This is a genomic window from Nostoc sp. CCY0012, from assembly GCF_963920855.1.
GTDB lineage: Bacteria > Cyanobacteriota > Cyanobacteriia > Cyanobacteriales > Nostocaceae > Cyanocohniella.
Genome location: NZ_CAWUDM010000046.1, coordinates 1 through 21,493 on the forward strand (window position 1 = coordinate 1; position 21,493 = coordinate 21,493).

Annotated in this window: 19 protein-coding genes; 12 read left to right on the plus strand and 7 right to left on the minus strand. The window is 40.5% G+C overall.

The genetic code is table 11. From position 1 onward, the window contains the following. Positions 1–130: 130 nt before the first annotated feature. Positions 131–874, plus strand: a complete 744-nt coding sequence (locus ACM0OS_RS14920; RefSeq protein WP_414543974.1) for a M50 family metallopeptidase — start codon at positions 131–133, stop codon at positions 872–874. Between the two features lie 62 nt (positions 875–936). On the opposite strand, the gene trmB is transcribed toward ACM0OS_RS14920, so the two are convergent. Further along, complete coding sequence (gene trmB, locus ACM0OS_RS14925; RefSeq protein WP_414543975.1) at positions 937–1,581, minus strand: tRNA (guanosine(46)-N7)-methyltransferase TrmB; 645 nt, start codon at positions 1,579–1,581, stop codon at positions 937–939. Between the two features lie 595 nt (positions 1,582–2,176). Here trmB and ACM0OS_RS14930 point away from each other — a divergent pair. Next, positions 2,177–3,346, plus strand: coding sequence for a metallophosphoesterase family protein (locus ACM0OS_RS14930; RefSeq protein ID WP_414543976.1), 1,170 nt, complete (start codon positions 2,177–2,179; stop codon positions 3,344–3,346). A gap of 65 nt (positions 3,347–3,411) precedes the next feature. Here ACM0OS_RS14930 and ACM0OS_RS14935 read toward each other — a convergent pair whose 3' ends face one another. Continuing rightward, complete coding sequence (locus tag ACM0OS_RS14935) at positions 3,412–4,653, minus strand: FIST N-terminal domain-containing protein (RefSeq protein WP_414543977.1); 1,242 nt, start codon at positions 4,651–4,653, stop codon at positions 3,412–3,414. 521 nt (positions 4,654–5,174) lie between these two features. On the opposite strand from ACM0OS_RS14935, the gene ACM0OS_RS14940 reads away from it, so the two are divergent. The 9 genes from ACM0OS_RS14940 to ACM0OS_RS14980 all read left to right on the plus strand — a co-directional run bounded on the left by ACM0OS_RS14940 (position 5,175) and on the right by ACM0OS_RS14980 (position 13,726). Beyond that, positions 5,175–5,408, plus strand: a complete 234-nt coding sequence (locus ACM0OS_RS14940; RefSeq protein ID WP_414543978.1) for a Calvin cycle protein CP12 — start codon at positions 5,175–5,177, stop codon at positions 5,406–5,408. A 505-nt stretch (positions 5,409–5,913) separates the two neighbouring features. Beyond that, positions 5,914–6,507: a DUF3177 family protein gene (locus ACM0OS_RS14945; RefSeq protein ID WP_414543979.1), complete on the plus strand. Its 594-nt coding sequence runs from the start codon at positions 5,914–5,916 to the stop codon at positions 6,505–6,507. Between the two features lie 29 nt (positions 6,508–6,536). Then, positions 6,537–6,836, plus strand: coding sequence for a hypothetical protein (locus tag ACM0OS_RS14950; protein WP_414543980.1), 300 nt, complete (start codon positions 6,537–6,539; stop codon positions 6,834–6,836). A 177-nt stretch (positions 6,837–7,013) separates the two neighbouring features. Next, positions 7,014–8,129, plus strand: coding sequence for a cobalt-precorrin-5B (C(1))-methyltransferase CbiD (gene cbiD / locus ACM0OS_RS14955; protein ID WP_414543981.1), 1,116 nt, complete (start codon positions 7,014–7,016; stop codon positions 8,127–8,129). Positions 8,130–8,355: 226 nt separating this feature from the next. Then, complete coding sequence (gene guaA, locus ACM0OS_RS14960) at positions 8,356–9,975, plus strand: glutamine-hydrolyzing GMP synthase (RefSeq protein WP_414543982.1); 1,620 nt, start codon at positions 8,356–8,358, stop codon at positions 9,973–9,975. Between the two features lie 275 nt (positions 9,976–10,250). Further along, positions 10,251–10,493, plus strand: a complete 243-nt coding sequence (locus ACM0OS_RS14965) for a hypothetical protein (RefSeq protein WP_414543983.1) — start codon at positions 10,251–10,253, stop codon at positions 10,491–10,493. 347 nt (positions 10,494–10,840) lie between these two features. After that, positions 10,841–12,079 carry a phosphotransferase family protein gene (locus ACM0OS_RS14970; RefSeq protein WP_414543984.1) on the plus strand — a complete coding sequence of 413 codons (1,239 nt, stop codon included), beginning with the start codon at positions 10,841–10,843 and terminating at the stop codon, positions 12,077–12,079. Between the two features lie 55 nt (positions 12,080–12,134). Then, positions 12,135–13,223 (plus strand): T3SS effector HopA1 family protein, encoded by a 1,089-nt coding sequence (locus tag ACM0OS_RS14975; RefSeq protein WP_414543985.1) that lies wholly within the window; start codon positions 12,135–12,137, stop codon positions 13,221–13,223. 56 nt (positions 13,224–13,279) lie between these two features. Further along, positions 13,280–13,726 carry an acyl-CoA thioesterase gene (locus tag ACM0OS_RS14980; protein WP_414543986.1) on the plus strand — a complete coding sequence of 149 codons (447 nt, stop codon included), beginning with the start codon at positions 13,280–13,282 and terminating at the stop codon, positions 13,724–13,726. Here ACM0OS_RS14980 and ACM0OS_RS14985 read toward each other — a convergent pair. The 3 genes from ACM0OS_RS14985 to menA are packed head-to-tail and all read right to left on the minus strand — an operon-like array spanning position 13,709 to position 16,931. After that, a complete protein-coding gene (locus ACM0OS_RS14985) occupies positions 13,709–15,094 on the minus strand; it encodes a 2-succinylbenzoate--CoA ligase (protein WP_414543987.1) in 1,386 nt (461 codons plus the stop codon). The two genes, ACM0OS_RS14980 and ACM0OS_RS14985, sit on opposite strands and share 18 nt — an antisense overlap. Then, positions 15,079–16,026, minus strand: coding sequence for an o-succinylbenzoate synthase (locus tag ACM0OS_RS14990; protein ID WP_414543988.1), 948 nt, complete (start codon positions 16,024–16,026; stop codon positions 15,079–15,081). Before ACM0OS_RS14990 ends, ACM0OS_RS14985 begins: the two co-directional genes overlap by 16 nt. Next, complete coding sequence (gene menA / locus ACM0OS_RS14995) at positions 16,026–16,931, minus strand: 2-carboxy-1,4-naphthoquinone phytyltransferase (protein WP_414543989.1); 906 nt, start codon at positions 16,929–16,931, stop codon at positions 16,026–16,028. Before menA ends, ACM0OS_RS14990 begins: the two co-directional genes overlap by 1 nt. A gap of 275 nt (positions 16,932–17,206) precedes the next feature. Here menA and ACM0OS_RS15000 point away from each other — a divergent pair, with 275 nt between their 5' ends. Beyond that, positions 17,207–18,637: an isochorismate synthase gene (locus ACM0OS_RS15000; protein ID WP_414543990.1), complete on the plus strand. Its 1,431-nt coding sequence runs from the start codon at positions 17,207–17,209 to the stop codon at positions 18,635–18,637. A 94-nt stretch (positions 18,638–18,731) separates the two neighbouring features. On the opposite strand, the gene ACM0OS_RS15005 is transcribed toward ACM0OS_RS15000, so the two are convergent. Continuing rightward, a complete protein-coding gene (locus ACM0OS_RS15005; protein ID WP_414543991.1) occupies positions 18,732–19,715 on the minus strand; it encodes a hypothetical protein in 984 nt (327 codons plus the stop codon). A gap of 582 nt (positions 19,716–20,297) precedes the next feature. Beyond that, the gene (gene psbA, locus ACM0OS_RS15010; protein WP_414543992.1) at positions 20,298–21,380 is read right to left on the minus strand and encodes a photosystem II q(b) protein; all 1,083 of its coding nucleotides are present in this window, start codon (positions 21,378–21,380) and stop codon (positions 20,298–20,300) included. Positions 21,381–21,493: the final 113 nt, after the last annotated feature.

A 21,493-nucleotide genomic window follows, 5' to 3' on the forward strand; every position in this document is an offset into this window, starting at 1 on the left:
CCGGATTAAACTGAAGCGCCTTTATCCGTCAATTAATTTTTGACAGACTACTAGCCTATTTCTGTAAGTACACTAGGATGGAGAAAGTACACTCCAGTAGTTAGGGTAATTACGTTCAGGAAAGTGACTTATGAAGGAACCAGGCAAAGATTTTGAACCATTGCTCAGTAGAGAAGCACCGCCAGAAGTAGAACGCATGGGTTTAACTTGGCTAATTGCTGCGGCGATCGCAACTAGTTTGTTGTGGCAAGTACCAGGAGGCGATTATATTTTATACCCGTTTAGCATCCTGGCAACTTGGTTCCATGAAATGGGTCACGGCTTGATGGCTTTGCTATTAGGGGGACAGTTTCATCAATTACAGATTTTTAGTAATGGTTCTGGTGTAGCAACTTATAGCATCTCGCGGACTTTGTGGCCCATTGGCCCGGCTTTAGTCGCCGCCGCAGGCCCAATGGGGCCCCCTATTGCCGGTGCAGGATTAATTCTGGCTTCCCGGAGTTTTACTACAGCCTCCCTGAGTTTAAAAATACTAGGAGGTATTTTGTTGCTTTCCACATTATTTTGGGTGCGTTCTTGGTTCGGATTGTTCGCCATTCCTCTACTAGGTTTCATTATCTTGGGGATTTCTTTGAAAGCGCCCCATTGGATGCAGGGATTTGCTATTCAATTTCTCGGCGTTCAAGCTTGTATTAGTACATATCATCAACTGAATTATTTATTTAGCTATAGTGCTGGCCCCTTAGGACTTTCTGATACGGCACAAATGCAAAAATATTTACTGTTACCTTACTGGTTTTGGGGTTGGTTAATGGCGATCGCATCTCTGGTAATTTTAGTTCAAAGTCTCCGCATCGCTTACCGTACGAAGTGAGTAGCTAGGGAATGGGGAAAAAATGATCATATTTCTACCCCGTAGGAAGCTGCTAACGCTGATCACTGCCTATGTGTCACAGTAAACAAAGCACGGTAAACAGGTTCTCCTTTGTTTTGAGTACCTATTTCTCTTTCCGTCGCTACTGGTAAAGGGTTTTCGGCTAGCCATTCTCCTGTACCTAATTGCTGAAAGGCGGGATTTTCCGCAAAGCGATCGCGCATTTCTACAGCCACAAATTTTATATCTGATTGCAGAAATACTACCCCCCCAACTGCTAAGTAATTAGCTAGTTCTGCCACTAATTCCGGTTGTACGACACGGCGTTTAGCGTGACGGGTTTTGAACCAAGGATCAGGGAACTGAATGGACACCCGTTGTAAAGTTCCTGTAGGCAGAGAAGATAATAGCGATCGCAATGAATTATTCACATTGCAAAATAAATAGTGGAGATTTGTGACACCTAATTCACTTCGTACCTGATTCGCCTCCACTACCAACGGTTCTCGAATTTCCAAGCCCAGATAATTCCAGTCTGGTTCTATTTGCGCCATTTTTAATAAAAACCTGCCCTTAGCACAGCCAATATCCAGATGTAGTGGTTGATTTGGCTGAGTATAGACTTTTTCCCAGTCTAGAGGACTTGCTGGCGTTTGATACTTTTTGGCCAGGGGGTTAACGTGTTGGCGGACTCGGACAACTGCCAAAATTGATACTCCTTTCAATGTCAAATTTAAATGTTGTTAAATACAGCGTTTTGCAAATAAATGAAATACAGACTCACATATTGTAAATCTTGTAGGGTAGGCATCTTGCATGCCATTATGTACCTCATCGACACCAAATATGCTGTATATTTAAACGACTTACAGAATTTTAATTAATAATAGTGTTACTCCGTAATAATTAACATTTCACAAAATATATTTTGTCTTCTTATTATTTATAAGATAAAAATTTTTACGGCAATTTAATTTATTATATATTAGCTAATCATCCCAAGTCTATGTCAATCTGTACTCTATTCAGTTATCCGCTAAAACTAATATTGGCTAAACATACCCATGATTAGCAGCCTCATGCAACTTATCTTAATCAAGAAACACAATTAGCTTAATTGTATAAAATTATTACATATCATATTGCTCTTTAATCTTTGCCAAAACTTAGTATACCTTGATTTCTTCTTACCTGTTACCCTTCCCCGTTCCCCGTTCCCTATCTCTAGTTTTTCAAAGCAAGCGTTATACTTTGTAAAAAAGAGTTTTTTCCGCACTGTTTTTAAAATTAACCTCAAAATCAATGTCTTTAAGTTTTCGCTTTGCCGTAGTTAGTGACTTACATCTGGCGCTTCCTCATACTATTTGGGATCATCCTAGCCGATTTCATTTGGTGGAGGTTAGTATCCCAGCTTTTGAAAGTGCAATAGAACATTTAACACAACTGGATTTGGATTTCCTCTTGCTTCCAGGCGACCTAACTCAGCACAGCGAACCAGAAAATCATCTCTGGTTACAAAAACGATTAGCCACGCTGCCTTTTCCCACTTATGTTGTTCCAGGTAATCATGATGTTCCCGTACTCCAGGCGAATCAACAATCGATTGCTTTTGCCGATTTCCCGCACTATTACCGCCAATTTGGCTATACTGATCCCCAGCAACTTTACTATACACAGCAATTGTTGCCTGGAGTCCGATTAATTGGTCTAAATTCTAACTTTTTTAATGAACAGGGTGAACAGATTGGGCGTTTAGATCCTCAACAACTTAGCTGGTTAGAAGAGGTACTTGCAGCATTTACAGATGAATTAATACTAGTAATGGTGCATCACAATGTCGTTGAGCATATACCCCATCAATCGCGCCATCCCTTAGGCAAGCGCTACATGCTGGAAAATTCGCCTCAACTGTTACAAATCTTACAACGCTATCAAGTCCAGCTAGTGTTTACGGGACATTTGCATATTCAAGATATCGCTTGTTCACAAGGAGTATATGACATTACCACTGGTTCTTTAGTGAGTTATCCTCACCCGTATCGTGTTTTCGAGTTTCGTCAAGATAAACAGGGTAGAGAATGGTTACAAGTTTTATCTCATCGCATAGAAACAGCACCTAATTTTCCGAACCTGCAACATTTATCAAAGCAGTGGATGGGCGATCGCTCTTTTCCATTTTTGCTGAAACTATTAACTCAGTACCCCTTAAACTTACCTCTAGCCCAGGCAGAAGAACTAGCACCTTTTATGCGTGACTTTTGGGCAGATATCGCTGATGGCGACGCCATATTAGACTATCCTCATTTTCCCCCAAAGGTGCGGCGCTATTTTCAAACATACGGTGCGATCGCAGATGGTAGTCCTCACTTGATTGATAACAACACCACCCTTCTATTAGGGCAACCACAGGAGATTAGGCAGCCAGTAGGTACGATGAGTACGATGAGTAACCTTCTTTCACTTGTTGATTAACTCTCATCTCCTCTGCGGGGAAGTCAAAAATCAAAAAACTTGATTCACTACTCCATTCCCCTCATCTAGTCCCCATCGTTCATTGCTCGGCAAATCCCAAAAACAGATGTATAACCGTGTACAAATGTAGTACCAGCCACAGGGCCAATTTCACCACTACAGAAAAAACCACCTACGGGGATATGTGGGATGTAGCGGTTAAATAATTCTGAATCAAAATTGGGTTTGCCATAAAGCCCTTGGCCACGTCCCACACAAGAAAACATTAAAGCAGCAGCGGCAGCAGGTTCGGCAAGTTGTTGAGTTTTATACCGTTCTAAAAGAAATTCTAAATCTTCGGCCGAAGCTTCGGCATCGCGGAGGTGGAATTGGAGGCGTTGACCAGGACGGACAATATCTCCCACTGCGATCGCCCCAGCAGATGGATCTACCCCTAGAATGCTCCGAATTAGAAAGTCTCCTTGCTGCAAAGACAACTTAAATTGATCCATTGCCATGCCCACAAACAAAGAGTGCTGTGCTAGCATTCTTTCTTGTTCACTGAGACTAGCAATCAAATCTCGCAATACTACCAGTGGCACTTTTTCATCTAGTTCGAGGATGATATTGCGTTCAGCTTTTGTCACTTGCATTGGCTCACCGATGGGTCGGCATCCTTGGGCCACAATGGTTTCTAAAACAATATTGCCGCTTAACGCCAAGCCTACCGTTCCCTCACGATACAAGCATTGATGCAGCCCAGCGGAGTCATCGTTACAAAACAGTGACATCCGACCACCTAAACCCCCCGAACTAGCCTGTCCCCCAACAACAACCGATCCTGGGTAAGCAAAATCCAGCCCTTGCAATAAATCATTGATTCTCGAAGAAAAGGCACTAGACAGCAAAATAAACTGGGGTGCTGGAGATGGTTGCACACCAATCAAATCAATCCAAGCATCTGGTGAACTATCCAAATCAGGTAATTCTTCAGCCAGAACATGAAAAACTTGTATATTCACCCCTGGCAAATGTGCTAAAGTCAAGCTAATAGCTGCTTCTGCTTCTAATTCTTGAGTTTCTCCGGTAGCTGTAGTACCAATTACACCACCACCACTACAACCAATCATCACAGGTACTGAAAGTTTTTCAGCCAGTAGAGGTAAAAGCCGGGAATACTCACTGGCAAATGCAGACGAAATAAATACCAGCCCTAAATCCGCAGGTACTTTTAATATCGAGACAGCTTGTTCTACCACATCTGTAATAGCTGCTTCCAAAGAAGGACGGGTTGATAGGGCATTTGCCCACTGCATTTGGTCTGCCATGAATTTTGGGCTTTTTCCTCTTGTTAGTCCAGTGGTGAGAATTTTCGATCCTGGGCAGAATTGCATCCTACAAGAGTTGACGCCAGCCAACTTGATCTCTCCTCAGTGCCTTGTTCATACCAGGAAGCGAGTATTTCTGACCTTTAATAGCTGGTCAGCTACTTCTGCTCAACTACACTAATACAGCACAGCGGAAAGAGAAATTCCCATTGAAAACAGCGCTATAGCCATAGCATAAACATCTCTGAACTTCCGCAAAGCAGCACTAGGGTTGTCATTCCCTACCAGATGTACTCAATGTATTGTATGATTGTACTTTCGTGGTACTGACTCTATAAAAACTTAAGAAATAGATATAGATATACTAAGTAAGCCACTAAAATGTTGTATTAATTATGAATCATCATGCTAATACACTAAGGTAACACTTAAGTGGTTAAAATAGTTGAAGATAGAACAAAAAGTTGCCATTCTTAAACTTTTTCTATACTGGTACTAAAACAACACAACGAGACTAAACTATGAGCGATACCCAAGGAAAAATCCAAGAGACAATTGCAGCAGAAGTAGAACAAGCTCGTACAGTTTGTGACACTTCTGGTAGCAGCTCTGCTGAATGTGCGGCGGCTTGGGATGCAGTTGAAGAGCTGCAAGCTGAAGCTTCCCACCAACGCAACAAAAAGCCAAAAAATTCTCTAGAACAGTACTGTGATGATAACCCAGAAGCAGCAGAGTGCAGAGTTTACGAAGATTAGCAAATAAGTTGGTGAATTGTTTTTCACCTGATTGGCAAGCAACTAAAATCCACTAAGTAACTAAAATATCTGGCATTTTTGATTTATTCCTGGATCAAATCTCAATCCATCTCCTGGCAATATCTTTTCTCTCTACTGATGGGAGTAAGTTGATAATTCTAGGTTTGGGTGGTTTTAGGAGGTAAAAATTGAGGATCGTGATGACCCGCAAATATGACCCCTAAGAATGAAAATATTGAGCTTTGTCTGGGCATACTAGCTCATAACTGCGGAGTGAGTTCCATAACTCTCCCGCAGGTAGCTGGCTGATAAAAGATATTTACAGTTGAGGATTTGCACGTTGCTTGTTTTTTTTGCAACTAGAAATTAGGCTAAGTCATAAGATAGAGTTATCAAAAACTTGATCAACAGACGAAAAGTTGATATTTCATCCTCAATTCCAGACAAATGCTTCTGTAAAATAGCTGCTCTAGATACAAATTTGTTATAGCCTGAGAACAAAACTATGCAAGAACTTTGGTTTCGCCCGTTCGTCTGGGTGGACTACCGACTGGCGGTATTATTTATGGTGATTATTCCCTTAATTCTTTTAATTTGGGTGTTTGTCCAAAAAGTAGAAGGGATGCAACGCTTGTTATCTATTTATTGGCGAGTATCCAGTCTGTTGGCAATCACAGTTTACTTGATGATTGCTCAGTACCCAGTTAGTTTTATTACTGGATTGATCGGGCAGATATTGATACCGATTTCCCTGTGGTTTTGGGTGGATCTCAATGATGAAATTGACTATCAACCAAGTAGTCCTTTGAAACTAATCTTTACCTCTTGGCGTTGGGGCGTAACGGTTTATTCCATTTTAGGTGCAATTGCCTTTGTTCCTTTTGTGGGGTGTGCTTTCTCAGAAACCGCCATTCAAACTCCCTATTGCCAAGTTTGGTTTGAAGCCCCTTTAATGTTTAAAGAGTATTTCCACTACAACAGTACACCAGCTTTTCTAGGCTTTTTGGGCATAGTTGGTTTGGTAATTTATGTGGTTTACTTAACCTACTTTGTCCTCGTCAAGCTGGGCAAACAGGGACGTTCAGCCATACAACAGTAACTCATCTTTTGTGGTAAATTTCCTGTTTAATGAACAATTCTATTGGCAAGCGGTTGGAACAATACACCGTTAAACGCCCCCAAGAAGTCTTACTGGTAACAGTAGAAATAGCCGATGAACAAGATAAAGTGGCTGTGTTTAAAGGCTTTTCTAGTTCTTTAATGCGTCCAACAGCATTTGATGCGGATGTACCAGTCATTCCAGAGGGCGCAATAATTCTTAGTATTGACCGCATCAGAAGTCCTTACAATCCTGAAGCCCCCCGTTATATTCAACGAGCAATTTCTTGGGAAGCTATGCAAGATTTGCTGTTAGAAGTTGGTGTTTAGTTAGAGGCTAGTACCGCTGTGCGGAAGTCAAAAGTCAAAAGTCAAAAAGCTTGTCAAACAGGCTGTTTGACGATTTCAAATGGTATGCCTATTTACGCCTTGCGGTACTAGGTCCCCGAGTTCCCCACTCCCCATCTCCCCATCTCCCCATCTCCCCACTCCCCACTCCCTTCCAAAATGTCCCGTTCTGGATACACTCTCCCTGTTTTTGCCTGTGCTTCTGCTGTGGCTGCATTACACTGGTTACGCCATCGTCAACCCCTAACTGTTGTGTCGGTAGACTTGATGGAACCTGCTGAAATTGCAGAAATACCGATTGAACAGGTGGCTGGATTCTCTGAAAATCAGGCTTTGGCAATTACCCGCAGTGAACCAGGTGATAATCTCGATTTAACTAGAAATACCCCCATTTGGGCGCTGGTGGAATGGCAAGAAGGCGACGGGGAGACTGTAACTATTCAAGGTGGGGAAGGTATCGGTAAACAAGTAAATGCTAATGATAAGCCGGCGATTTATGCTTATGCTCACAGGCTGCTAACAGAGAATCTGACACGAATGCTAGCAACCGGTGAAAAAATCACGGTGAAAATCATTTTACCAGAAGGGCGATCGCTTGCTGTTCGCACCTCTAATTCGGCGTTTGGTGTGGTGGAAGGTCTTTCTCTGTTGGGAACAACTGGTATTTCTCAACCTTTGAGTACACCAGAACAATTGGCTACTTTTCGGAGTGAATTGCAACACAAAGCTAGTCAATTTGAAAGCTTGGTATTTTGTATTGGCGAGAATGGCTTAGATTTAGCGCGTAAACTCGGTATTAATCCCGAACAACTGGTAAAAACGGCTAACTGGTTGGGGCCATTATTAGTAGAAGCCGATGTATTAGGTGTTAAAGAAATCTTATTGTTTGGCTATCACGGCAAATTGATGAAATTGGCTGCGGGAATTTTTCATACTCATCACCATTTGGCTGATGGACGTAGGGAGGTTTTAACGACGCATTGTGCCTTAGCTGGTTTACAGTCACCGCATATCCAAGCAGTATTTCACAGCGCGACAGCCGAAGCAGCATTGACATACCTAAGAGCCTTAGATGCAGCCACAGGTAGTGATTGGGTGAATCAAGTTTATCAGGCGATCGCGCAAACTATCGATACTCGTTCCCAAGAATATATGCAAAGCCATAGTACAAGAGGTGCCGCAGCCACAGTATGTGGCTCAATTCTCTTTGACCGCCATCGTCAAATTCTTGTAAAGAGCAAAACTGCTTGTATCTTAATCGAAAAATTGTGTTAATTTATTATGAATAATCATAAATAATCCAAATCAATATCTTTTTAAGTAAGCACTCTCAGATAAGTTATTTTTTTAAGACCATGCCATAACCATTGGCTAGCAAACGCTTTCTACCTGGCGTTTGTTCGGGGATCTCTTAACCATTTACCAGCCAAACCAGGCGATAAGTGGTGTTTAACTAGACCACAGTGCGACCATCTACCTTACATTCACAACTCCCCTCATCATGAATACAGCGGTGACTCTACAAACCGAACAAGCACCTCAAATGGAAAATTTGGGGCGGCTGGATCGTCAAATGATTGTGATTCTCGACTTCGGGTCACAATATTCAGAATTGATTGCTCGTCGCATCCGCGAGACTCAAGTATACTCTGAAGTTCTCTCTTATCGCACTACATCTGAACAATTACGCAAATTAAATCCTAAAGGGATCATTCTCTCTGGTGGGCCAAGTTCAGTTTATGATGATCACGCTCCCCATTGTGACCCAGAAATCTGGAATTTAGGCATTCCCATTTTGGGTGTGTGCTATGGAATGCAGTTGATGGTCAATCAGCTCGATGGGCAAGTAGAAAAAGCCGCACGGGGTGAATATGGCAAAGCATCATTATATATAGATGACCCCACAGACTTGCTAACTAATGTCGAAGATGGCAGCACCATGTGGATGAGTCACGGTGATTCAGTCACCAAAATGCCCCCAGGGTTTGAAGTGTTAGCCCATACAGAGAATACTCCCTGTGCTGCCATTGCTGACCACGAAAGGAAACTTTACGGTGTACAGTTCCATCCCGAAGTAGTTCATTCTATTGGTGGTCTGCCATTAATTCGCAACTTTGTTTATCATATCTGCGATTGCGAACCCACCTGGACAACAGCGGCTTTTGTAGAAGAAGCAATTCGGGAAATTCGGTCTAGAGTCGGTGAAAAGCGGGTACTTTTGGCTTTATCTGGGGGAGTAGATTCTTCCACCTTAGCCTTTTTGCTGCATAAAGCTATTGGGGATCAATTGACTTGTGTGTTTATTGATCAAGGCTTCATGCGTAAATTAGAGCCGGAACGGTTATTGAAGCTATTTAAAGAACAGTTTCACATTCCCGTCGAATATGTCAATGCCCGCGATCGCTTCTTAGCAATGATTGACGGGATTACAGATCCCGAAGAAAAACGCCGCCGCATTGGGCATGAATTTATTCGGGTATTTGAAGAGACATCCAAACGCCTGGGTCATTTTGATTATCTAGCACAAGGTACTTTGTATCCAGATGTCATCGAATCTGCTGATACCAACGTAGATCCTCAAACTGGCGAACGAGTAGCAGTCAAAATTAAGAGTCATCACAACGTTGGTGGGTTACCCAAAGACCTGAGGTTTAAACTAGTCGAACCTCTGCGGAAACTATTTAAAGATGAAGTCCGCAAAGTTGGGCGTTCCATTGGTTTACCAGAAGAAATTGTCCAACGCCAACCATTCCCCGGCCCTGGTTTGGCAATTCGGATCTTAGGCGAAGTCACCGCCGAACGGTTAAACATTTTGCGTGATGCTGATTTGATTGTTCGCCAAGAAATTAACAAACGTGGTTTGTACCATGAAGTTTGGCAAGCATTTGCTGTATTACTACCAATTCGTAGTGTTGGTGTCATGGGTGACCAACGTACCTATGCTTACCCCATTGTCTTGCGGATTGTCACCAGTGAAGATGGCATGACTGCTGATTGGGCGCGCATCCCTTACGATATATTGGAAGAAATTTCTAACCGCATTGTTAATGAAGTCAAAGGTGTTAACCGTGTGGTTTACGATATTACCTCCAAGCCACCTGGAACCATCGAGTGGGAATAATTTTTGGCTAAGTTAGCCTAGCGATACATATGGACACAGATGAACACTAATCATTTCTCTGTGTCCATTTTTGGTTTTATTTATGGGATTTTGGCTGACGCCAAACAATAATTTGCTAGAAGTGATTAAATTAGCGTCAGTTCGATGGATTTTAAAAACCCCGTTTCCATTCCTCTCCCCTGCAAAAATACTGTTGGCATCCTTACTCAGCTTACCTGGGTGGTTGAAATACTTACAAGCGCCGGAGATAGCCTTGGTTTGTATAGCCGCACCCTTTGAAGGTGTGTGATTTTGGCGATGGTATTGAAAAAAACATCATTAATTTACTGCCTAAAAGATCCGGTTTTATTCGGTTGGCGATGATAAATAAAAATAGGGTGGTATGTAATTTTTACGGTGTTGGTGAACTGAAAAAGTTTAGCCTATTGGTTTTCAATGCATTTGGTGAAGGTAAAATCACTCTCAAAAATGAGATTAATTATTACTTATTGCTGTATTTGGCAGCATCATATCAGTAAAAACAAAGTTGTAAAATTTGATATAAAACAATTAGAATTTTTCTGCAATCATCCCATAATACGGAGATAAATGTATGTAATTTTTAAAATATAAATTTTTAAAGCTCTGGATATAATTCAACAAAATTATAAAAGACTTATTAGTATCGGGTGTCAAAGCCTTACTTAAAAAATAAATTTATCTTGCCATTTTGGCAGGCTTTTAGTTAACAAATGAGATTTAATATATTAGAGCGATCACGATTGATATTCACACCCTTGTTGCTGTCTACCGAAACTGCTAAAGCTAAATCAATCTTAAACTTCAGGTGATTTTCTCAGCAATTTTACGAAGTAGGACATAATACATGTTATTACCACTGTCTTCTCATAACGTTATCCAGTATCTGCAAGAGGTGGGTGTGTGTAGCTCAACCGATGGAGCTTCTAACGAATGTGAGTTACTAGAAAGTAGCCAGAATAATATTAATTTACTAGTGAAGTTGGCAGATAATCGCCAACTGCTGGTTAAACAAAAACTGAATATTGACAATGATGGCACTCCCCATGAATTTTTTAATGAGTGGCTATTTCAACAATTGCGGCAACAGTTTCCAGTATTAGGTAACATTTCGGCGATGGCACCATTAATACTACATTTTGATGAGGAAAATTCCATCCTTGTTCGTAACTACTTAAGTGAATATTTGGATTTAAGTAGAGTTTATCGCCACAACGATGAATTTCCGGCGGAGATTGCCACTGTTATTGGCAGCACATTGGCGGGGCTACATCGTGCCACTTTCCAACACCGAGAATATCGTAATTTTATGGCGACTGCGCCCCAAGGACAGTTTCGCTATAGCTTTTACAATCCAGCCCAAGGGGTAGACTCAATTAGCCCAGAGATTTTTGGTACAGTTCCCACAGAAGCGCTGAAATTCTACGTTCTATATCAACGTTATGAGAGTTTGGAATCTGCGATCGCAGATTTGGCTTATGAATGGCAACCTTGCTGCTTGACTCACAACGACTTGAAATTAGATAACATCTTAATTCATTCTCGTTGGCAGCAATTAGATAATTGCTTGGTGCGGCTAATTGATTGGGAAGCTTGTGCTTGGGGAGATCCAGCGTTTGATTTGGGAACTCTCCTAGCCAGTTATTTAGAAATTTGGCTTTCAAGTCTGGTAGTAGATCCTTCCATTGAGTTAGAAGAATCGCTGCATCTGGCAATGACACCGTTAGAGGTGCTGCAACCTTCCTTACTGGCTTTGATTCGGGCTTATTTGAATGCCTTCCCCATGATTTTGGAGTACCGCAGTGATTTTTTAGTGCGAGTGATTCAGTTTACAGGGTTGGCATTAATTCATCAAATTCAAGCAACAATTAATCACCGTAAATTCTTTGGCAATGGGGAAATATGTAAGCTACAGGTTGCGAAAAATCTCTTGACTATACCCGAACAATCTGTACTGAGTATCTTCGGTGTTTCTGAGTCAGAAATTCTCAACCCTTTGGTAAAAGACCATAAACTGCCGCAGCCGGAAAAAGAACCGCAATTAATTCGTCTTTATTACGAAAAAACTCGTTTGCGGGGTTGTTGATTATCAGAAGTTGGTCATAGGTTTTTAAATTTTAATTACACTGTTGAATCGATTAATGCTAGATTATTCTACCAATCCACTGCTAACCTCTTTGCTCGATATTGCTAGTAATATTCAAATCGAGGCCAACTTTTGTATTTACCATCCCAATTATCAACCTTTTGCTTTGCCCACTAAAGTAGCAGACAGATTTCGGCACAATTCGGTGGCTTTACAGCATAAATATCTCACCTTGCTATTGCGGAATTTCCTCTACGGTATCTATTACAATGGTTCCCTACAAAGCATTTTGGCAGTCAATACCGAGAAGGTGAATTGTTCTTCACCCCAAAATTTAGAAAATAATTCTATTTTGGATGTGGATTGGGAATTTTACGAACAACTACAAGCTAGCAATCACGGTAAAGGTTATTTTGACCCTAGTTGGCAGATATTGCGTCTGGAACCAGATGGTAGTATGGCAGTGACTAAAGGCGGCTTGACATTATATATTGAGCCAAATTGTCATCTCCAGCCCAGCCAAAAATCTGCCAAAGCTGGTGATTTCGTGGCGATTTGGATGCCTAAAAATCGTCTGCAAAATAGCTGTTACTTAGCAGTGAGTAATATTGGACAAGAAAAGCAGGGTAACCCCGACGCGGATTTAGGTACAGGAAGAATCTATTTTAATTTCACCTCATCTGGTGCGATCGCCTGTATGGATGGACTAACGCAGCAATTAAATGCAGCTAATATTCCTTTTACTTTTCAAGTTCTCTACAATCCTGTGGCCTATGGACGCTATGACTCAGGGTTATTATACTTTGAACCCCAAAACTATCCAGCAATTCACAAAATTCTTCAGGCTGTTTATACAGAGAATCAGTCTTATTTTCAAGCCGAAATCCCTTTGTTCACCAAGTTTTTAGCCCCAGGATTAGGTTTAGCTGAAGAACCCACCCAAAAATTCGCCGCCCAGGAAAGTTTTGGGATGAACCGTTGCCAAATTCTCGCCAATGCTTTGTTGGAGGCTTGGCAAAAAGGTAAGAATGCAATGGAGGAGCGTATGAGAACTATTGATCAACATTTTGCCCACCATTTCATTGATTTGCAGCGTCCCTATCTCAACCCTAGTTCGGAAGATATCTATCAACCTTTGAAGTAAAATTTGGTTGGTAAAGTGGGCTGAGTGTCTGCTATTTGTGGTTAAAATGTAACAACATGTCTTTTATTTATCACCGTACTGTTTACTTCCAAGATACAGATGCTGCGGGAGTAGTTTATTTTGCTAATGTTTTGAGTATTTGTCATGAAGCTTATGAAGCGTCTCTAGCCGCCTCGGACATTAATCTCAAAGATTTTTTTACTAATCCATCTGTAGCTTTTCCTATTGTTCACGCTAACGTGGATTTTTTGCGTCCTGTTTTCTGTGGGGACAAGTTAGAAATTAATTTAATTCCTCAAGAAATAAGTGTTAATAAATTTGAAATTAATTACGAAATCATGGTAGCTGAAGTAGTAGTTGCTAAGGCAATTACTCGTCATGTTTGTATTGATGTAAATAGTAGAAATAAGCAAGATTTATCTAGTGAAATTATGCAGTGGTTGGAAACTAACCGCAGAGACGCAGAGGGCGCGGAGAGGAGAAGATCAAGAGAGGTTTTGTAAAAATTTTAGGGCTATTTGTTGTAGTTGTTGGCGGTTGATTTTACCTTGGGCGTTACGTGGTAAGGTGGGTAGCGGAATCCAGTATTTAGGAATTTTGAATTTGCTGAGTTGATGAGTGAGGTGAGTTTGAATTTTGCAGCTGGAAATATTTGAGTTTTTGGGAATATAAATTGCTGTTACTGCTTGTCCCCAGTGTTTATCTGGTAAGCCAATGATACACACATCGTTAACCATTTGAGTGGCGCGGATTGCTGATTCAATTTCGGCTGGGTAAATATTTTCTCCGCCTGTAATAATTTTATCGCTGCTACGTCCAATAATATTCAAATAACCTTGGGTGTCTAAAAAACCTAAATCATCAATTTGTAAATAATTTTGATTTTCCCAGGTGTGGGGATAGTAACCTAAGGCTAATGATTGAGCCTGAATGGTAATATTTCCTATTTGATTGGGCTGTAAAACTTCACCATTTTGATTGCGAATTGTTACCTGGGCATGGGGGAGAATTTGACCACTACTTGTGATACCACTGAGAAAATCATCAGGTTTGAGGGTAGCAATTTGTGAGGCTGTTTCTGTCATCCCATAAGTTGGTGCTAACCGGATGCGGTGAAATTTCGCTTTTTCTAATAATTCTGGCCAAGCTGGCCCACCTCCTAAAAGTACGGTGTTAAATTGGGCTAACCATGCAGTTAATTGGGGATTTTGCAGGAATATTTGTAGTTGGGTGGGAACTAAAGATATAAAAAAATCTACCGGATTAATAGGAAAGATTTGACCAGATATTAATTCTTTGAAGGGTGCGATCGCTAGTTTACCGCCTGTGGTCAATGAACGCATAAATTGCATCAAACCGCTGACATGATATAGAGGTAACACACAACAAGAATTTACTTGCTGGATTTGAAAATATTCGGTAAATCCTTGAACAGATGCCGTGAGAGTTTCCCATGTGTGGATAGCAAACTTAATTTGTCCTGATGATCCTCCAGTGGGAATCATGATCAGGGCGTGGGAAGAAGGGAGTCGGGAGTTGGGAGTCGGGAGTGGGAGGGATGGGGAATTTTCAACTTTTCCCCAAATAATGTCTGGTTGAACTAAATCTATAACTTGTTGCCATTCTTGTTTTCCCCAGTTGGGGTTACAGAGAAAAACATGACAATTAGCTGCACAAGCGGCGATAAAACTTGCTATAAATTGTACTGGTTCAGGTTGAGATAAAATAATCTTGGGGGTTTTCCCAGTAGCTAATATCTGCTTGAGTTCTAAATATTTTTCTGTGGCTATGTGCGGCAATTCATGATTGTTGTCACCAATTAAAAAATCATGTTTATTTAGATTTTGTAGATAAACTATAGGTCTTTCCATAAACATTGCAGCCAGGTTTCTTCTTCGTTTGCAAATAAATGATTAACGCCAAAACCCACAGCCCTATTTTTTAGAGATAGTTCTGCTGCTAGTTGCAGTGCGGCTTGTCTGCCAATTGCCGTTTCCAATACCGATGAAAATATAGCATCAATTTTATGCTGTTGACAAAACTGCCGCAGACGAGACGGTGAACCCGCTATCCCTGGTTTGATGACAAAAATACCTCGCCAGCCTTGTTGCCAGCAATCCTGTAAGTTCTGGAGTGTAGCTACAGATTCATCTAAGGCGATCGCAGTCTGAAAACACTGACTCAATTCCCACATCTGGTGAAGTTGTTCAACAGGCAATGGTTGTTCCATAAATTCAATCTTTGCGTGGAAATTATCACAAGTTCCTAGCCATTGTTTAGCCTCCGCATAGCTAAGTCCACCATTGGCATCTAATCGCAATTTGCTAGTAGCCGGTAAGCTGTGAATCAGGATGTCAAAAATTGCCAATTCGCTGGCGATCGCATCCACGCCAATCTTCCATTTAAAGGTGCCATATCCCTGCTGCCATAACCTTTCCCATTGATGTAATGCTGCTTCTCCAGTGGGTAATAAACCAGAATTGGGGAGTTGGGAGTCGGGAGTGGGGAGTGGGGGGGAGGATGCTGATTCAAAACCAAATTGACAGGCGGGTAAATTATCTGGGATGGAGAAAATGATTTCTTGTGTAATTTCTCTTGGTAATTGGCGGCAAAAATCTAAAGCTTGTTCTAGGGTTTCTGAACCAAACCAGCTGATAGGGGCAATTTCTCCCCAACTGTAGTTACCCGTCGCATCACTAAGACGAATAATTATCCCCTCGCGGGTATGCCACATCCCGTGACTGGTAGCCAGTGGTTGTAAAAATTGCCGCCGATAAGGACGAAAATCAAACAGATACCCCATCAACGTCCTGTCAGCATGAATCCTACACCCAACAGAAAGCAACACCAGAAGTGCATATTAACAGCAATAAATTTACAATTACTGACTTTTTCTGGCAGGTGATGATTTTGTTGGACGTGGAGGCATAACTGGAAAGCATAAGGTAAACTCAGCCAACTCAGCAAAGTCCAAATTGGGAATATTCCCCACACCACAAATAGTAAAGTCAGGGGATAAATACTACCTGTAAACCAATATAAGAGTTGAGCGGACTTGGCTGTACCCAGACGCACCACAGGCGATCGCTTGCCTGCTGCTATGTCATCTTTAACTTGGTGAAAGTGTGAACAAAACAAAACTAAGCTGGTGGTAATGCCCACAATTACTGAGGCGGCTAAACTGGTCATTGACCAAGTTTGAGTTTGACTATAATATGCTGCTGCCACTGCCAAAGGCCCAAAGGCAAAAAAACAAATAATCTCGCCCAAACCCTGGTATCCTAAGCGAAAAGGAGGCCCTTGGTAGGTGTAACCCAAAGCACAGCACAGCAAAATTATGCCGATGACAGTCGGGTCTTTTTGCCAAACAGCAATCATTAGTATCCCTAACAAACCGGAAACCAAACACAAGTTTCCTAACCAAAATATTAAGAGCTTATTGCCAGTTAAATTCACTAAGGAATGGCGTTTATTTGCATCAATTCCTGTTTCGGAATCAAAAACATCATTACTGATATTTTCCCAAGCCAGAATTAAAATTGCCGCCCCAAAAAAAGTAGAAAATACTCCTACATTAAAAATTTTGGTTTCCGCAAACGCTATTGCTGTTCCTACCCAAATAGGCATTATTGCCACGCTGTACATCGGCGGTTTAATTGCCGCCATCCATAATTTAATCTGAGGACGTGAAACCTGCTTTGTAGTCATCAGTCTTAATTAATTAGATTACCAAAACCTTACTCATAGATGGAAAGTTACAGATCATAGATAACCAGTGCTTTTGTGCGGGCTGGTGAACCTCCCATCAGTAACCGGGATATAACCCAAAACTAAGTATGTCTGATCAGCGTCTGGGAACACCATAAACAAAGCAAACCATACTCTGGTGAAGTGGTAACTGAATATGTTACCTGTAGAAATACGACCACGTTTAAATACACCTTAGGAAGTTAACTTAAAAAAAGTTTACTATTGCTAGATCCATGACAGTTTCACCATGTCGCAGCAACTTCTTTGTCAAATACAAAGATTTATACCAATTTCTCTTAACCGTTCAGGAAAATTGCCTCAAAAATAATTGTCGGCAAATTGTGAGTATTTCGCTGGATATTGACTGGGTAGATCCCCTAGTTGTATTAGATAAACTTACGCAAGCAAATGAAATAAATTTTTACTTTGAGAACCAGGGCAAAGGGGAAGCGATCGCGGCCATTGATACTGTAGCAAAATTAGAAATTGATGGAAAAGAGCGCTTTACTCAGGCTGAATATTTTATCAAATCTTGTCTAAAAAATATAATTAATTTTGGTAGCACTAATCAATCTTTTGCTAAACCTCACTTTTTTTGTTATTTCAGCTTTTTTGATCAAAATACTCAAGCTGATTACCCATTTCCCTGTGCCACCATTTTTTTACCTAGTTGGCAAATCACTGTCAAAAATCAGCGCTGCGTATTAATCAAAAATATCTTGATCAACGCCAGTGTGAATATAGAAAAAATATTGCAAAATTTGCATAGCAAAATTGAACTAATTCAATCTTTAGAATATTACTCAACTAATCTGGATTCTTTGCAGTCAAAATTTAATAAAAAATCTGTAACTAATGCTACAGATTTTAAACGTTCTGTTGTATCAATTTTAGAAAAAATTCAGTCTAGTCATTTAAATAAAATTGTCCTAGCAAATGCCTTAGATGTAAATTCATCTAGTCAATTTAATTTATTTAAATCATTAGATAATCTCCGCAAAATGCATCCTAATTGTTATATTTTTTCTACTAGCAATGGTAAAGGACAAAATTTTATTGGAGCTAGTCCAGAAAGATTAATTAGTATTAATAACCAAAAGTTAATCACAGATGCGTTAGCTGGTTCCGCACCCAGAGGTAAAACACCAGTTGAAGATGCTGCTAATGCTAATCGCTTATTAAATAGTGTCAAAGAAAGACACGAACATGCATTAGTAATTGATTTCATTACACAACGCCTATCCCAGCTAGGTTTGTTACCCCAGGTATTAGCACCGCGCCTGAGACAATTATCGAACATCCAGCATTTATGGACACCAATCAGCGCCATAGTTCCGGTGAATGTACACCCATTAAAGATTGTTTCCCAATTGCATCCCACACCAGCCGTTGCTGGCGCAGCTAGAGATTTTGCCTGTGCAGAAATTCGTCGTTATGAAAGCTTCGAGAGGGGTTTATATGCTGCGCCTCTAGGTTGGATAGATGCTAGCGGTAACTGTGAGTTTATAGTTGGCATTCGTTCGGCATTAATAGATGGCGATCGCGCTAGACTATATGCTGGTGCAGGTATAGTTGCCGGTTCTAATCCTGATAAAGAATTTGCCGAAGTGCAACTTAAACTCCAGGCATTACTTAAAGCATTAGATAATTCGCACAACCCGTAAAACAATACTACAAAAATGTTTACTTTCTGTGCCTAATGCGTGAGATTTTTAGTCTCACGCACCCTTCTATTGAGAACTAGTAAATTTGGGGATTCTAGTTACCAAAATCTAAAGGAACATGCTTGATATGATTGGCAATTTGCCCTTTGAGTGCATTTGTAATCATATCTTGCACACTATGATAAATATCCATATCAAGTGTTAGCTTAATCGCTGTGCTGTACACATCGAACTTTTCATGATGATAAGAAACAAACAAAGAACGCCAATCACGCATATATATGTCGAATGAGTAGTGAACTATTGTTGATGTTGGCATGCCATTCACATCTTCTAATGGCCCTATTGCAAACCGACTTTCTGAATCAGTAAACTTGGCATTAGACCACCAAAAGTTCAAGAAATTAGAAACTTTGTCATCATTCGCACTCGGAATGATTGACATCAAATCCTTAAATTCAGCAAAGGCTTCTGCTCCCAGATAAAGACCAACAATATCTGTGAGGATTTCTGATATCTTCACTTCGCCAGAATAGGTATTTCTGTTAACTTTGTCATCAGCTACATTCTCAACAATAAATCCGAGTTCTGTAAGTTGAGTAACAAACTCTTTGTAGTATGTTTCTGTCTTGTAGAAATTAGGATCATCTATATTCACTCCCCTTTGTTTGAGTACACCTTTAGTAGCAGCTTGAGCAAATAAAGTTGTATTGGAATGTGCCAATACTAAGTCGGTGGGAATACTGCTTTTGTTGTATGAAAGACTTGAGTCAATAGCAGTTAAATTCCCTGATGTTGGTGAAGTTTGACTGAATGATGATGAATTTGTTAATCCACTTTTTACGGCAGAAATAAGGGTTTGATTCATGACCGGACAAATTAAATTTGCTGTATTGACCCATCCCTTATTTTCTGGTTTAAGAACTGTATAAATTTCTTGTCTATTATTTCGGGGTTGACCGAGAGTACCAACTTCAGTTCCTTGTTTTAAATATGTGAAAGGATGCATTGAATTAATAGAAGGATATAAGGGTACTCCCATTGGATCGTTTACTGCATCAATAGTACAACGTGCCATAGTTTCATGTCCTTTTGATTTTTGATTAGTGAACAAATTGTTAAATTAGAGTCGAAGTCAATAAATTATCTGTTTGTATTGCCATACCGTAGTAATGAGCTAATGTCAATACTAGATACTAATTCGTTGCATGAATTAGATTTTTTTCATTTACTGGAAACTATACAAATTACATCGTTTGATCCTTGTTTGGTATTTCCTAGAGTTGATAATTTATTTATAAGTTTTAAATCTGCAAAGGTCGATATAGAAAAGTTAATGACTTTAGCACTTAACTTTAGAATTTCCTACCTTAACTTTTGATTTGCAACCTTAACTTAAACAAGTATGCAGCAAATAGTTGTAATCAATATTTATTAATTTTGTAGCCACCTGTTTATATTGTTTGTGGTTACAAACTGTTGCTCATAATTCAACCACATAAACAAAGCCTCCTGTTTTCAGGAGGCCCTTTTGATAGCGTTTTCATATTCATGATGTACAGATATTTAACCGTATTTTTTAATGTCTATAACTACACTACGCAAGCTATCAATGTACCTCACTCAGTTGCAACACGCTATATGTAACTAAAATTGTTGATTAACCATGAATTGCAGGTGCAATCAACGCCACGGGAATAACCTCACCACTAGCCAAATCTAGGGGAAAATTATGAGTATTACGCTCATGCATAACTTCTATACCCAGGTTGGAACGGTTTAGCACATCGGCCCATGTATTAATTACACGACCGTGAGAATCAAGAACTGAATGGTTGAAATTAAATCCATTCAAGTTAAACGCCATTGTGCTGATACCTAAAGCCGTAAACCAAATACCTACTACAGGCCAAGCAGCTAATAAAAAATGCAAAGAACGTGAATTATTAAAGCTGGTATATTGCCAAATTAAGCGACCAAAATAACCGTGAGCGGCTACGATACTATAGGTTTCTTGTTCTTGCCCGAATTTGTAACCATAGTTTTGTGATTCAATTTCAGTAGTCTCTCTGACTAGAGAAGAAGTTACCAAAGAACCATGCATCGCACAAAACAGCGCGCCACCAAACACCCCAATTACACCCAGCATGTGGAAGGGGTGCATGAGAATATTATGCTCGGCTTGGAACACGAACATGAAATTAAAGGTACCACTAATGCCTAGAGGCATTCCGTCAGAAAAGCTACCTTGACCAATGGGATAAATTAAGAACACAGAAGTTGCAGCCGCTACAGGTGCAGAATACGCCACACAAATCCAGGGACGCATTCCCAGTCGATAGCTTAACTCCCATTGCCGACCCAACCAGCAAAAAATACCAATGAGAAAATGTAAAATAATGAGCTGATAAGGGCCGCCATTGTAAAGCCATTCATCTATAGAAGCAGCTTCCCACATGGGGTAGAAGTGTAAACCAATAGCGTTGGATGTCGGTACAACAGCACCAGTAATAATGTTGTTGCCATATAACAGAGAACCTGAAACTGGCTCCCTAATGCCGTCAATATCGACGGGAGGTGCAGCAATAAAGGCAATAATGAAACAGATAGTAGCGGTCAACAGAGTAGGAATCATGATTACGCCGAACCAGCCGATATAAATGCGATTTTCGGTGCTAGTAATCCATTGACAAAACCGTTCCCACAGGTTACCGCCTTCGGTTCTTCTTAGAGTTGTGGACATGGCTGTATTATTTGTTAAATGCTGACAACAAAGTTTCTCAAGTTCTAAAAGTTGAGAAAATTCCTGTTTTCACATACTTTCGCCAAATACCTTCTCCCTAATCACCGGAACCT